The 13,901-nt window shown below is 57.6% G+C and carries 12 protein-coding genes; 6 read left to right on the top strand and 6 right to left on the bottom strand.

Annotated features, from left to right (window positions below; all coding sequences use genetic code 11):
- Positions 1-3: 3 nt before the first annotated feature.
- The 6 genes from HMPREF3142_RS08560 (at position 4) to folA (ending at position 6,673) form a co-directional block, all read left to right on the top strand.
- Complete coding sequence (locus tag HMPREF3142_RS08560; protein ID WP_008807481.1) at positions 4-996, top strand: LacI family DNA-binding transcriptional regulator; 993 nt, start codon at positions 4-6, stop codon at positions 994-996.
- Between the two features lie 210 nt (positions 997-1,206).
- Positions 1,207-2,157 (top strand): 2-hydroxyacid dehydrogenase, encoded by a 951-nt coding sequence (locus HMPREF3142_RS08565; protein ID WP_012542880.1) that lies wholly within the window; start codon positions 1,207-1,209, stop codon positions 2,155-2,157.
- 70 nt (positions 2,158-2,227) lie between these two features.
- Positions 2,228-3,532, top strand: coding sequence for an MFS transporter (locus HMPREF3142_RS08570; protein WP_023297059.1), 1,305 nt, complete (start codon positions 2,228-2,230; stop codon positions 3,530-3,532).
- A 95-nt stretch (positions 3,533-3,627) separates the two neighbouring features.
- Positions 3,628-4,161: a glutathione-regulated potassium-efflux system oxidoreductase KefF gene (gene kefF / locus HMPREF3142_RS08575; RefSeq protein WP_008807478.1), complete on the top strand. Its 534-nt coding sequence runs from the start codon at positions 3,628-3,630 to the stop codon at positions 4,159-4,161.
- Positions 4,154-6,019: a glutathione-regulated potassium-efflux system protein KefC gene (kefC, locus tag HMPREF3142_RS08580; protein WP_012542877.1), complete on the top strand. Its 1,866-nt coding sequence runs from the start codon at positions 4,154-4,156 to the stop codon at positions 6,017-6,019. Before kefF ends, kefC begins: the two co-directional genes overlap by 8 nt.
- Positions 6,020-6,193: 174 nt before the next feature.
- Positions 6,194-6,673, top strand: a complete 480-nt coding sequence (folA, locus tag HMPREF3142_RS08585; protein WP_008807476.1) for a type 3 dihydrofolate reductase — start codon at positions 6,194-6,196, stop codon at positions 6,671-6,673.
- Between the two features lie 292 nt (positions 6,674-6,965).
- Here the strand turns inward: folA and apaH are convergent, their stop codons facing one another.
- The 6 genes from apaH to lptD are packed head-to-tail and all read right to left on the bottom strand — an operon-like array spanning position 6,966 to position 13,701.
- Entirely contained in the window at positions 6,966-7,814 is an 849-nt protein-coding gene (gene apaH / locus HMPREF3142_RS08590) for a bis(5'-nucleosyl)-tetraphosphatase (symmetrical) ApaH (protein WP_008807475.1), read from the bottom strand.
- 4 nt (positions 7,815-7,818) lie between these two features.
- Positions 7,819-8,196 (bottom strand): Co2+/Mg2+ efflux protein ApaG, encoded by a 378-nt coding sequence (gene apaG, locus HMPREF3142_RS08595; RefSeq protein ID WP_016160282.1) that lies wholly within the window; start codon positions 8,194-8,196, stop codon positions 7,819-7,821.
- Positions 8,197-8,198: 2 nt separating this feature from the next.
- Complete coding sequence (rsmA, locus tag HMPREF3142_RS08600) at positions 8,199-9,020, bottom strand: 16S rRNA (adenine(1518)-N(6)/adenine(1519)-N(6))-dimethyltransferase RsmA (RefSeq protein WP_008807474.1); 822 nt, start codon at positions 9,018-9,020, stop codon at positions 8,199-8,201.
- Entirely contained in the window at positions 9,017-10,006 is a 990-nt protein-coding gene (pdxA, locus tag HMPREF3142_RS08605) for a 4-hydroxythreonine-4-phosphate dehydrogenase PdxA (RefSeq protein ID WP_012542876.1), read from the bottom strand. The genes rsmA and pdxA overlap by 4 nt, the downstream gene beginning before the upstream one ends.
- A gap of 5 nt (positions 10,007-10,011) precedes the next feature.
- Entirely contained in the window at positions 10,012-11,298 is a 1,287-nt protein-coding gene (gene surA, locus HMPREF3142_RS08610; protein ID WP_008807472.1) for a peptidylprolyl isomerase SurA, read from the bottom strand.
- A gap of 54 nt (positions 11,299-11,352) precedes the next feature.
- Positions 11,353-13,701 carry an LPS assembly protein LptD gene (lptD, locus tag HMPREF3142_RS08615; protein ID WP_008807471.1) on the bottom strand — a complete coding sequence of 783 codons (2,349 nt, stop codon included), beginning with the start codon at positions 13,699-13,701 and terminating at the stop codon, positions 11,353-11,355.
- Positions 13,702-13,901 lie beyond the last annotated feature (200 nt).

The raw sequence follows: 13,901 nt of genomic DNA on the forward strand, positions 1-13,901 counted from the left end.
CAGATGAAAGCACAACGCATTACTCTCCATGATATTGCCGAGCTGGCTGGCGTAACCAAGATGACCGTTAGCCGCTATTTGCGCACCCCGGAAAAGGTGAAACCGGAGACGGCGGAGCGTATTGCTAGCGTGATAGCGGAGATCGGCTATCAGCCCGACCCGGATAATCCGGCGATGACCAGCGTCGCCGTGCCGCGGATTGGCGTACTCATTCCCTCCTTTCATAATCAAATTTTTGCCGATCTGCTGGCCGGCATCGAATCTGTCGCCGCCGGGCATGGTTACCAGACGCTGGTGGTGAATTACGACTACGATCGCCAGCGTGAAGAGGAGCAGATTGCCGCCGTGCTGGCGTTTAATGTGAAAGGACTGCTGCTGACCGAGTCGGTGCACTCCCTGCGGGCGGACAAGTATCTGAATGCCGCGAAGATCCCGATCGCCGAAGTGATGGGGCTGGCGGAGAATCCAGGACGCATCAACGTCGGATTCGATAACTTCCAGGCCGGCTTCGATATGACCACCATGCTGCTGGCCAGCGGTAAACGACGGATCATCTACTTCGGCTCGATGTCCGACGTCCGCGACGAGCAGCGTTATCTGGGCTACTGTCGGGCGATGGAGAATGCCGGGCTGGCGGTGGGGCGCATTGCGCCGAATAAAGTCTCGTCGGTTTCCATTGGCACCGGCATGATGACCCTGGCGCGGCAAATGTACGCCGATATGGACGGTATCCTGTGCACTAATGACGACCTGGCGGTGGGCGTGTTACAGGAGTGCCTGGCATCCGGTATCAGCGTGCCCCAGGAGCTGGCTATCGCGGGCTTTCATGGCCTGGAGATTGGCCAGATCGTCTCTCCCCGGCTGGCCAGCGTCCTGACGCCGCGCTTCGAGATGGGTAAGGTGGCGACAGAGATTTTAATAAAGAAAATCAAAGGACTGCCCACCATTGAAAAGGTGGATCTCCACTACCGCCTGTCGATGGGCGAAACGATTTAACGGCCACCAGCCAGCGCCTGTCGTGTGTTAGCGAAAGGTTAATGCGCGCGCAGTCCATCGCCTGTCTGGTCGCCGTTTTGTCTTCACGATCACGCGTCCGGTAACATGCATTTTTAACACGATTCAGCGTGATACAGATCGCAAAATCCCCCGATAAAAACCCGTTTGATAGTGGCTACCGTCGTAACCAAACGTCAAACAGGTGATCTGATGAAGAGTGTTATTCCCCGCGCCGTCCTTTTAGTGGCCCCCGTAATTGAAACCCTGCAGCTGCAGCTGGCGGAGCATTTCCCGCTGCTGCGTCTCTACGAGCAGGACGATCCGATCGCCTTTCTGCGTGAACAAGGAGAGAACATTGCCGTCGTGGTCACTCGCGGCGACGTCGGCGTAGCAAACAGCGTCCTTGAGTTGCTGCCTCAGGCTGGGCTGATTGCCATCTTCGGCGTCGGTACCGATGCGGTGGATCTGGCGTATGCCCGCTCGCGGCAAATTGCCGTCACCATCACCTCCGGGGTGTTGACGAATGATGTCGCTGACCTGGCGATGGGGCTGCTGCTGGCCGGTTCCCGTCAGCTCTGTCAGGGCGATCGCTTTGTCCGCGAGGGACGCTGGCTGAGCGGTGGTATGCCGTTGGCGACTCAGGTCAGCGGGAAGCGTATCGGCCTGCTGGGTATGGGGAATATTGGCCAGGCGATCGCCCGCCGGGCGCGGGGTTTTGATATGCAGGTGCTGTATACCGACCGTAAAAAGATAGCGGGCCTCGATTATCAGTGGTGTGCCGACCTGCATACCCTGGCGCATGAGAGCGATTTTCTGGTGATTGCCGCATCCGGCGGCGAGGCGAACCGCGGCATCATCGACGCCTCGGTGTTTAACGTGATGCCGGCGCATGCCTGGCTTATCAATATTGCCCGCGGTTCGCTGGTGGATGAAAAGGCGTTGATCCACGCGTTACAAAACGGCGTTATCGCCGGGGCCGGGCTCGATGTTTTCGAACAGGAACCCCAGGTCCCGGCGGCGCTGATCGCCCTCGATAACGTGGTGCTGCAGCCGCATGTCGCCAGCGCCACGCAGGAAACACGACAGAAAATGAGCGAAGTGGTTTTTGCTAACGTCGCCGCCTGGTTTGCCGGCGCAGCGCTGCCAAACGCTATCGATTAATTAGCTTTTTATTTCTGTACCCGCGCGATCTCAATCAAAACAATAACCTCTGCATAGAGAGTGCAAATATATGAACGAGAAAATTCCCAGCACCCGTTGGCTGCGTATCATTGTGCCGGTGTTAATTGCCTGCATTATGTCATTTATGGACCGGGTTAATATTAGCTTTGCCCTGCCGGGCGGCATGGAGGCCGATTTAGGCATTACCAGCCAAATGGCTGGCGTGGCCAGCGGTATCTTTTTTATTGGTTATTTATTTTTGCAAATTCCCGGTGGGCGAATTGCGGTTAACGGCAGCGGTAAAAAATTTATTGCCTGGTCGCTGGTAGCCTGGGCTATCGTTTCCGTGGCGACAGGGTTTGTGACTCATCAATATCAACTGCTGGTGCTGCGATTTATTCTCGGGGTTTCGGAAGGGGGAATGCTGCCGGTAGTGCTGACCATGGTCAGCAATTGGTTTCCGGAAAAAGAGCTGGGTCGCGCGAACGCGTTTGTGATGATGTTTGCCCCGCTCGGCGGCATGCTCACCGCGCCGGTCTCCGGGGCCATTATTGCGGCGCTTGACTGGCGCTGGCTGTTTATCATCGAAGGGCTGTTGTCGCTGGTGGTGCTGGTCGTGTGGTGGTTTATGATCAGCGACCGTCCGCAAGAGGCCCACTGGTTGCCCGCCCGCGAGCGTGACTATCTGGTGACCACCCTGGCCGCCGAGCGTGCGGCGAAGCAGGCAGAAGCCCCTGTCAGCAAGGCCCCGGTGAAGGATGTGTTTGGTAATGCCGGACTGATGAAGCTGGTGATCCTCAATTTTTTCTACCAGACCGGGGATTATGGCTACACGCTGTGGCTGCCGACCATTCTGAAGGGGTTAACCGGCGGCAACATGGCCAGCGTTGGCTTCCTGGCGGTGCTGCCGTTTGTCGCCACGCTGGCCGGGATCTATGTGATTTCGTTGTTCAGCGACCACAGCGGTAAGCGTCGTCTGTGGGTTCGCTTCTCGCTCTACAGTTTTGCGGCAGCGCTGGTGGCGTCGGTAGTGCTGCGCGACCAGATGGTGGCGGCCTATATCGCGCTGGTGATCTGCGGCTTCTTTCTCAAATCGGCTACCAGTCCGTTCTGGTCGATGCCGGGGCGTATCGCTTCGCCGGAGGTGGCGGGCAGCGCACGCGGGGTGATCAATGGTCTGGGCAATCTCGGCGGATTCTGTGGCCCCTATCTGGTGGGCGTGATGATGTATCTCTACGGCCAGAATGTGGCGGTCTGCGCCCTGGCCGGTTCGTTGATTATCGCCGGCACAATGACCTTTCTGCTACCGAAGCAATGCGATCTGGTCGACAGCGATTCTGATGTGGCGATCAAGAAGCAACCCCGAAATGCGTAAACCCCCGCGACATAAATCACAGTTATCATTGTAAGCGGTTGGCTTAACTGTCTACACTCTTGCTGATTACGACAAGAGCAAACGCAGGCCAATCAATGATTCTGATAATTTATGCGCATCCTTATCCGCAGCATTCTCATGCGAATAAGCGAATGCTTGAACAGGCAGGGACGCTTGAAGGCGTAGAGATACGCTCCCTCTATCAACTCTATCCCGACTTTAATATCGATGTCGCCGCCGAGCAGGCGGCGCTGGCCCGTGCCGATCTGGTTATCTGGCAGCATCCTATGCAGTGGTATAGCGTACCGCCGCTGCTGAAGCTGTGGATGGACAAAGTGCTGGCGCACGGCTGGGCCTATGGTCACAACGGTATTGCCCTGCGCGGTAAATCGCTGATGTGGGCGGTGACCACCGGCGGCGGTGAAAGCCACTTCGACATCGGCTCATTCCCCGGTTTTCCGGTGCTGGCGCAGCCGTTGCAGGCAACCGCGCTTTACTGCGGAATGAAATGGCTGCCGCCGTTCGCCATGCACTGCACTTTTATCTGCGATGACGAAACGCTGCAGGCGCAGGCCCGCCATTATCGTCAACGCTTAATCGACTGGCAGGAGGCACACCAGAATGGATAGCCATACGCTGATACAAGCGCTGATTTACCTGGGCGCCGCGGCGCTGATTGTGCCCATCGCCGTCCGCCTGGGGCTGGGGTCGGTGCTGGGCTATCTGATCGCTGGCTGTATTATCGGCCCGTGGGGGCTGCGGCTGGTGACTGACGCCGAGGCGATTCTGCACTTTGCCGAGATCGGCGTGGTGCTGATGCTGTTCGTGATTGGTCTGGAGCTGGATCCGCAGCGGCTGTGGAAGCTACGCGCCTCGGTGTTCGGCGGCGGCGCGCTGCAGATGGTAGCCTGCGGGGTATTGATCGGTCTGTTCTGCATGCTGCTGGGCCTGCGCTGGCAGGTGGCCGAGCTGATAGGCATGACCCTGGCGCTCTCTTCCACAGCCATTGCGATGCAGGCGATGAATGAGCGCAATCTGACGGTGTCGCAGATGGGGCGGAGCGCCTTCGCGGTGCTGCTGTTCCAGGATATCGCGGCGATCCCATTGGTGGCGATGATCCCCCTGCTGGCGGCCAGCGGCGGCGCCACCTCGCTGGTGGCGTTTGCCCTCTCCGCGCTGAAGGTGGCCGCGGCGCTGGCGCTGGTGGTGGCCCTGGGGCGCTATCTGACCCGTCCGCTGCTGCGCTTTGTCGCCCGTTCCGGCCTGCGCGAAGTGTTCAGCGCCGTGGCGCTGTTCCTGGTCTTCGGCTTTGGATTGCTGCTGGAGGAAGTCGGGCTGTCGATGGCGATGGGGGCGTTTCTCGCCGGGGTGCTGCTGGCCAGCTCCGAGTATCGTCATGCGCTGGAGAGCGATATCGAGCCGTTTAAAGGGCTGCTGCTGGGGCTGTTCTTTATCGGCGTCGGCATGTCGATTGACTTCGGCACTCTCGTGACTCATCCGTTGCGTATCGTTATTTTGCTGGTCGGTTTCCTGGCGATAAAAATGCTGATGCTGTGGCTTATCGCCAGGCCGCTGGGCGTGCCGCGCGCCCAGCGCCGCTGGTTTGCAGTGTTGCTGGGGCAGGGAAGCGAGTTTGCGTTTGTGGTCTTTGGCGCCGCGCGGATGGCGGATGTACTGGACGGCGAATGGGCTAAGGCGCTGACCCTGGCGGTGGCGCTGTCGATGGCGGCGACGCCGGTCTTGCTGGTCCTGCTGACCCGTCTGGAGAAATCGGCCAGCGGCCAGGCGCGGGATGCTGATGAGATTGATGAAGAGCAGCCGCGGGTGATTGTTGCCGGCTTTGGCCGCTTCGGACAGATTGCCGGGCGACTGTTGCTCTCCAGCGGGGTGAAGATGGTGATCCTCGATCACGACCCGGATCATGTTGATACCCTGCGCAAATTTGATATGAAGGTTTTCTACGGCGATGCCACCCGGGTCGACCTGCTGGAATCGGCTGGCGCCGAAAAGGCGGAAGTACTGATCAATGCCATCGACGATCCGCACGTCAGCCTTGAGCTGGTGGAGAGGGTAAAAGAGCATTTTCCGCATCTGCAGATCATCTCCCGCGCCCGCGATGTCGATCATTACATTAAGCTGCGCCAGGCTGGCGTCGAGGCGCCGGAGCGTGAAACCTTCGAGGCGGCGCTGAAGTCCGGCCGAATGACGCTGGAGGCGCTGGGACTCGGCGCCTATGAAGCCCGCGAGCGGGCCGATCTGTTCCGTCGCTTCAACCTGCAGATGGTCGAAGAGATGGTGGCGATGGCGGAAAACGACGCGGCGTCGCGGGTGGCGGTCTTCAAGCGGACCAGCGATATGCTCACCGGCATCATCAACGAAGATCGTCATCATCTGTCGCTGGTGCAGCGTCACGGCTGGCAGGGGACGGAAGAGGGCAGGCACACCGGGGATATTGCCGATGAGCCGGAAAATAAGCCCTCAGCCTGACGCTCGTCAGTAACATTTTGTTTTCCGTTTAGAACCGGTTCTGGCGGCCCACGGTGTGAACGTGGGCTTGCCAGCAAATCAGAAAATTTTCTTATTCTTTACCTTCCGGCCAGTCGACGAAGTAGTACGCTTTCCGTATAGTGGCGACAATTTTTTGCACTCGGGAATGAATGAATGATCAGTCTGATTGCGGCGTTAGCGGTAGATCGCGTCATTGGTATGGAAAACGCCATGCCATGGAACCTGCCTGCCGATCTCGCCTGGTTCAAACGCAACACGTTAAATAAGCCGGTGGTGATGGGGCGTCTGACCTGGGAATCCATTGGGCGCCCGTTGCCGGGGCGTAAAAATATCGTGATCAGCAGCAAACCCGGCAGCGACGATCGCGTGCAGTGGGTCTCCTCAGTGGAGGAAGCGATTGCTGCCTGCGGCGATGTGGAAGAGATTATGGTGATTGGCGGCGGCCGCGTTTATGAGCAGTTCCTGCCGAAAGCGCATAAGCTCTATCTGACGCACATTGATGCGGAAGTGGAAGGCGATACCCATTTCCCGGATTACGACCCGGACGAGTGGGAGTCGGTGTTCAGCGAGTTTCATGACGCTGACGCGCAGAACTCCCACAGCTACTGCTTTGAGATCCTCGAACGCCGTTAAGCGGGAAGGATAGCAATGAAAAAACCCCGGTCGCGCCTGGCGTGACCGGGGTTTTCTTTTGCGTGAATTCCGCGACGAAGGCGCAATCAGTATCTCGTCATGTTCCCCGTCGCGGGCCTCGTCTTTCGGGAGCGCTGTCCGGGCGACAAATCGCACGGTAATGTAGGTCGGGTAAGGCGTTAGCCGCCACCCGACACAAAAGTGGCTCCGCGCCCGCCGTTCTTGCCCGGGGCGACAAATCGCAAGGCAATGTAGCCCGGATAAGGCGCAACGCGCCGCCATCCGGGAAGACTCAGGACGCGACGGCTTCGCCTTCGTCGAGGCTTTTCTGGCGGTTCGACGGCTGGGTGAAGTACTGCTTATCTTCCCAGCGCAGGCAGGTGAGTTCCCCGCCCCAGCAGCAGCCCGTATCCAGGGCGTAAATCCCCTCCGGCGTACCGCGTCCCTCCAGTGAAGCCCAGTGGCCAAAGGCAATGCTGTAGGCATTGCTGACCGGGCCAGGAATGGCAAACCACGGCTTCAGCGGCGCTGGGGCGTCCTCGGGCGCCTCTTTCGAATACATATCCAGCTGGCCGTTGGGGAAGCAGTAGCGCATGCGGGTAAAAGCATTAGAGATAAAGCGCAGGCGCGCCAGACCGCTCAGCTCGTTGCTCCAGTGATTCGGCATATCGCCATACATGGCATCGAGGAAGAAAGGGTAGGAGTCGCTGGAGAGCACTGCTTCTACATCGCGTGCGCACTGCTGGGCGGTCTCCAGATCCCACTGCGGCGTGATGCCCGCGTGGGCCATCACCAGCTTTTTCTCTTCATCCACCTGCAGCAGCGGCTGGCGACGCAACCAGTTGAGCAGCTCGTCGGCATCCGGGGCTTCCAGCAGGGATTTCAGACGATCCTTCGGCTTGTTACGGCTGATACCGGCGAAGACGGCCAGCAGGTGGAGATCATGGTTGCCCAGCACCAGTCGCACACTGTCGCCCAGAGATTTGACATAGCGCAGGACCTCCAGCGACCCCGGGCCACGGGCCACCAGATCGCCGGTCAGCCATAGCGTATCGGTGCTCGGGTCGAATTCAACCTGCGCTAATAATGCGATCAGTTCATCGTAGCAACCGTGAACGTCGCCAATAAGGTATGTTGACATTGTTTTAATGAATGAGCGTTGGAACTGCGAGACGGAACACAGGGATCTCGATACGGAACGGCGAGCCGTCGATATCGATCATCTCATAATGACCCTGCATGGTTCCCAGCGGCGTTTCGATGACCGCGCCGCTGGTATATTGATATTCACCGCCAGCGGGAATATGTGGTTGCTCGCCGACCACCCCTTCACCCTGAACTTCAGTCTCACGACCGTGGCCGTTAGTGATGAGCCAGTAGCGGCCAAGCAGCTGAACCTGACTCCGCCCCAGATTGCGAATGGTGACGGTATAAGCGAAGACGTAACGCTCTTCTTCCGGAGAAGACTGCGATTCGATATAGACGCTTTGCACCTGAACGCAAACACGAGGCGAATTAATCATGGTTAGCTCTCCTTCGAAGGCAGATTGTTGGATAACCAGTTGGCCATCTTACAGTACTGCTCTACAGAAATATTTTCCGCACGCACTGCCGGGTCGACGCCCAGCTCGGTCAACACTTCAACGCTAAACAGATTGCCGAGACTATTGCGGATGGTCTTACGGCGCTGGTTGAAGGCTTCGGTGGTGATGCGGCTCAGTACCCGGACCTCTTTTACCGGATACGGCATGGTGCGGTGCGGCACCAGGCGAACCACCGCGGAGTCAACCTTAGGCGGCGGGGTAAACGCGCTCGGCGGCACTTCGAGTACCGGGATCACCTGGCAATAATATTGCGCCATCACGCTTAACCGACCATACGCCTTACTGTTCGGCCCGGCAACCAGACGATTGACCACTTCTTTCTGCAGCATAAAGTGCATATCGGCAATGGCATCAGTATAGCTGAACAGATGGAACATTAGCGGCGTCGAGATATTGTACGGCAGGTTGCCGAAGACGCGCAGCGGCTGGCCCATTTTCTCCGCCAGTTCGCCGAAGTTCATGGTCATCGCATCCTGCTGATAGATGGTCAGCTTCGGTCCGAGGAACGGGTGCGTCTGCAGGCGAGCCGCCAGATCGCGGTCCAGTTCGATAACGGTCAGCTGGTCAAGACGTTCGCCGACCGGTTCGGTCAGCGCGGCGAGACCCGGGCCGATTTCAACCATCGCCTGGCCTTTCTGCGGATTAATCGCCGAGACGATGCTGTCGATCACAAACTGATCGTTGAGGAAGTTCTGCCCGAAGCGTTTACGGGCTAAATGGCCCTGATGGACTCGATTATTCATTGGGTATTAACAATCATTTTGATGGCGAGATTAAGCGCCGTGATAAAACTGCCGACGTCCGCTTTTCCCTGACCCGCTAATTCCAGTGCGGTGCCGTGGTCGACGGAGGTACGAATAAAAGGTAAACCGAGCGTAATGTTCACGCCACGGCCAAAGCCCTGGTATTTTAGCACGGGCAGGCCCTGATCGTGGTACATCGCGAGTACCGCATCGGCATGGTCAAGGTATTTGGGCTGAAAGAGGGTGTCTGCCGGCAGCGGACCGCTGAGGTTCATCCCCTTAGCACGCATCTCTTCCAGCACCGGAATGATGGTGTCTATCTCTTCTGTTCCCATATGGCCGCCTTCGCCAGCGTGCGGGTTAAGCCCGCAAACCAGTACATGCGGCTGGGCAATGCCAAATTTCGTGCGCAGGTCGTGATCGAGAATGGTGATGATCTCGCGCAGCAGCTCGGGCGTTATCGCTTCGCTGATGGCTTTCAACGGCAGATGGGTCGTCACCAGCGCCACCCGCAGCTCCTCGGTCGCCAGCATCATCACCACTTTGCTGGCCTTCGCGCGCTCTTCGAAGAACTCGGTATGACCGGTGAAGGCGATGCCGGCGTCGTTGATGTTGCCTTTGTGCACCGGGCCGGTCACTAACGCCGCAAATTCGCCGCTAAGGCAGCCGTCGCAAGCGCGCGCCAGCGTTTCCACGACATAGGCGCCGTTTTGCACGTTCAGCACGCCGGGTTCCGCCGGAACGTTCAGCGGTACGTTAAGCAGCGTCAGCGTACCGGCGCGCTGCGGAACGGGCGGTTGCGCAGGATCGTATGGGAGGAGAGATAAAGGAAGACCGAGCCGCTGGGCTCGGTCAGTTAACAGGGCGCCGTCGGCGCAGATCACCAGCTCAACTGGCCAGTCGCGCTGGGCAAGCTGCACGACCAGGTCAGGGCCAATCCCGGCGGGTTCGCCGGGAGTGATGACAACTTTACGGATTTCAGGCATCGATATTAGTTGCTCAGAATTTTAACATACGCACTGGCGCGCTGTTCCTGCATCCAGGTTGCCGCTTCTTCAGAGAATTTGCGGTTCATCAGCATGCGGTATGCACGATCTTTCTGCGCGGCGTCGGTTCTGTCGACCTGACGGCTATCCAGCAGTTCGATCAGATGCCAGCCGAAGGAGGAGTGCACCGGTCCGCTGGTCTGCCCTTTGTTCAAACGCATCAGCGCATCGCGGAATGCCGGATCGAAGATGTCCGGCGTCGCCCAACCTAAATCACCGCCCTGGTTTGCTGAACCCGGATCTTCAGAGAACGCTTTCGCCGCTTTGGCGAAGGTGGTTTTCCCGCTCTTAATGTCAGCCGCGATTTGTTCCAGTTTGGCCTGGGCCTGGGCATCATTCATGATCGGCGACGGCTTAAGCAGAATATGACGGGCATGCACTTCGGTGACGGAGATGTTCTGAGTCCCGCCGCGCAGGTCGTTGACTTTCAGAATGTGGAAGCCGACGCCAGAGCGGATCGGGCCGACGATATCCCCTTTTTTGGCGGTGCTTAATGCCTGGGCGAAAATACCTGGCAGCTCCTGGATACGACCCCAGCCCATCTGGCCTCCCTTCAGCGCCTGTTGGTCAGCGGAGTAGGTGATGGCCAGTTTACCGAAGTTAGCGCCGTTGCGCGCTTGTTCAACGATGGCATTCGCTTGCTCCTGAGCTGCGGCAACTTCATCCGCGGTCGGGTTTTCCGCCAGCGGGATCAGGATGTGGCTCAGGTTAAGCTCGGTGCTGGCATCGTTCTGGTCGCCAATCTGTTTTGCCAGCGCTTCGACTTCCTGCGGCAGCACGGTGATACGGCGACGCACTTCATTGTTACGCACTTCCGAAATCAGCATCTCTTTGCGGATCTGGCTACGGTAGGTGTTGTAGTTGATGCCTTCATAGGCCAGACGGCTGCGCATCTGATCCATGGTCATGTTGTTTTGTTTGGCGATGTTGGCGATGGCCTGATCGAGCTGGTCATCAGAGACCTTCACGCCCATCTTCTGCCCCAACTGCAATACGATCTGGTCCATGATCAGTCTTTCGAGGATTTGATGGCGCAGTGTCGCGTCATCCGGCAGCTGTTGGCCAGCCTGACCCGCATTGAGCTTAACTGATTGCATCAAACCATCGACGTCGCTTTCCAGCACGACGCCATTATTGACGACGGCCGCTACTTTATCGACCACCTGAGGGGCAGCGAAACTGGTATTCGCGATCATGGCGATACCGAGAAGCAGCGTTTTCCAGTTCTTCATACTTTTTCCATTTCAATTAACCGCAAATGCGGACGATGTTGTAAACCAGCCGCATCACAGGGAGCTCTGGTACGGTAAAATGTTCGAACGCAGCATCTGCTGGGTGCCGAGGCCGTAGTTAGAGCTCAGACCGCGCAATTCAATATTGATTCCGAAGGTGTTGTCGTATTTGCTCTCGCCGCCGTTGTTGTTGCTATCCCAGCCGTTGACTTTACGTTCGTAGCCAAGACGGATGGCGTAGCAGCAGGAGTTATACTGAACACCCAACATCTGGTTTGCTGCTTTCCGGGTATTGGTATCGAAGTAGTATGCCCCGACCACGGACCAGCGATCGACGATCGGCCAACTGGCGGTCATCCCCACCTGCGAAATACCCTGTTTATATTGTGCCGCCGTGGAATATGAAGGCAGTGTAGCCTGAATATATTCCGGGCTGGCGTAACGATAGTTAAGCTGGACTAAGCGGTTTTCATCGCGACGGTATTCAATGGTGCCGTTACCGGTGGCGACGTTATCCAGACGGGTGTCGTACTGGATCCCCCCGCGTAAACCCCAGTCATCGGCGATGCGCCAGTAGGTATCGCCGGCCCATACCAGTGAACCCGTGGTGTCGTTGTTCTCCCAGTTGATGTTGTCATCACCGGTGCGTGACTCGGTGAAATAGTAGATTTGACCAACGGAAATATTAAAACGTTCCACGGCGGCGGCATCATACACGCGAGAGGTGATGCCGGTAGTGACCTGGTTGGCTGACGCGATGCGGTCCAGACCGCTATAGGTACGGTCGCGGAACAGGCCGGTGTAGTCCGACTGCAATAGCGTGGAGTCGTAGCTACCGATTTCACTCTGATCGCGGTACGGCACGTACAGATACTGCATGCGCGGTTCCAGCGTTTGGGTGAATCCCTCCTGCAGGTCGCGTTCAAAGACCATTTTACCGTCGATTTTAAACTGCGGCATTACGCGGCTGACAGACTCTTTGTAGTCAGTGCCGTTGGCGGCGTTGTACTTATCGAGGTTGCTCTGCTGGTAGTGGGTCGCCAGCAGCTTGGCTTCAGTATTCAGACTGCCCCAGGCGTTGGACAGCGGCAGGTTGATCGTCGGTTCGAGGTGAACGCGGGTCGCTTCCGGCATGTTGTTATTCGAGTTAACAAAATGGGCGACCTGACCGTACAGATGGGTATCGAACGGACCGACATCGTTCTGGTAGTAGTTGATGTCGAGCTGCGGCTCAGCCGAGTAGGAGTTGCTCGATTCCCGGTCAAAGACCTGGAACTGCTTGGTCGATACCGTCGCGTCAAAGTTCTGATTGACGTAACCGGCGCTGAATTTCTGCGTCGCATAGCCGTCGGTACTGGAACCATATTTCGAGCTGAAATCGTTGAAGTAGTCAGGATCGCTGACCTTGGTGTAGTCAGCGTTCAGACGCCATACCTGATCGATAACCCCGGAGTGGTTCCAGTAGAACAGCCAGCGGCGGCTGTTGCTGTCGCTCGAGTGATCGTCTTCGTAGACTTTATCCGATGGCAGGTAGTCGAATTCAGTTAAGCCGCTGCCGAGCTGGGTCAGGTAGCGGAATTCGTTTTCCCACATCACGCCGCCGCGTTTGTTCATATAGTGCGGGGTGATAGTGGCATCGAAGTTCGGCGCAATGTTCCAGTAGTACGGCAGGGAGAATTCCACACCGTTTTTGGTACTGTATTTGGCGTTTGGGATCAGGAAACCGGAACGACGTTTGTCGCCCACCGGCAACTGCAGGTAAGGGCTGTAGAAAATCGGTACTGAGCCCAGCTTAAAGCGGGCGTTCCAGATCTCGGCAACCTGCTCTTCACGGTCGTGGATGACTTCGCTGCCCACGACGCTCCAGGTGTCGGAGCCCGGCAGACAGGAGGTAAAGCTGCCGTTTTCCAGAATGGTATAGCGGTTTTCGCCGCGCTGTTTCATCAGGTCCGCCGTGCCGCGTCCCTGGCGTCCGACCATTTGATAATCGCCCTGCCAGACGTTGGTATCTTTGGTGTTCAGGTTTGACCAGGCTTTAGGCCCTTTGAGGATCACCTGGTTATCGTCGTAATGGACGTTGCCCAGCGCATCCACCGTTCGCACCGGTTGCGCCTGGCCCGCGGCCTGCTGCTGATGCAGCTGCACTTCGTCGGCACGCAGGCGGCTGTTCCCCTGGTTAATATCGACGTTGCCGGTGAAGACGGCATTATCCGGGTAGTTGCCCTTCGCATGATCGGCGTTAATCGTCACCGGCAGATCGCCAGGCCGCCCTTCCACGAGCGGACGATCAAAGCTTGGCACGCCAAGCATACATTGCGTTGCGAGATCGGCAGCGAGGCCTTGTTGGCTATACAAGGCGCTGGCAATCATCGTAGCCAGGAGGCTGGGAATACGTTTTTTCATACGTTGTATTTATTGTTCCATCATCTTGTGGCAGCGGCTTGCAAACGGTCAGAGCCTAACTTACTCAACATTATCACGCTAGTGTTAATCCTGCCCGTTTCGAGCCCGAGCGTTAGGCACCCTGTTGAATGACGAGTATGATAAAGCAAATTATAGGCTATGTCCCACAATTGACCGAGGCGCGAGTGCCGGGTAACGTG

This window comes from Klebsiella sp. HMSC16C06 (assembly GCF_001808325.1).
Classification (GTDB): domain Bacteria; phylum Pseudomonadota; class Gammaproteobacteria; order Enterobacterales; family Enterobacteriaceae; genus Klebsiella; species Klebsiella variicola.